The following is a 407-nucleotide window of genomic DNA, read 5'->3' as shown; positions in this document are numbered from 1 at the left end:
GCGGGCGCGGACGACACGACGATCGTGGACCTGCCCGCCGTGGCGGACGGCGCTTCGGTGGAGTTCGAATCCAATACGCTGTCGTTGAACATCAGCTTTCCGCAGCTGTACGTGTCGCGCACCTCGCGCGGCTACGTGGACCAGTCGCTGTGGGACGACGGCATTCCCGCGCTGTACAGCGACTATCAGGTGAGCTACAGCCGTAACGACAGCCACGGCCACAGCAACGAGTACTACTTCGTCGGTTTGCGCAACGGCTTCAATGCCGGCGGCTGGCGTTTCCGCAACGAATCGACGCTCACCGGCACCACGGGTGCGAAGAGCCGCTTCACCAGCAACCGTACCTATGTCGAGCGCGACATCCGGCGCCTGCGCAGCAAGGTGGCGGCCGGCGAGCTGTATACGTC

1 protein-coding gene is annotated in these 407 nt (G+C 64.4%); it reads left to right on the top strand.

The features are described from left to right. A partial coding sequence (locus HWX31_RS34700; protein WP_175934025.1) for a FimD/PapC N-terminal domain-containing protein occupies positions 1-407 on the top strand: 407 nt, incomplete at both ends.

This window comes from Burkholderia ubonensis, from assembly GCF_902833085.1.
Lineage (GTDB): Bacteria > Pseudomonadota > Gammaproteobacteria > Burkholderiales > Burkholderiaceae > Burkholderia > Burkholderia ubonensis.
Note: the sequence above shows the minus strand (reverse complement) of the source record. Positions and strands in the feature narration are given on the sequence as shown.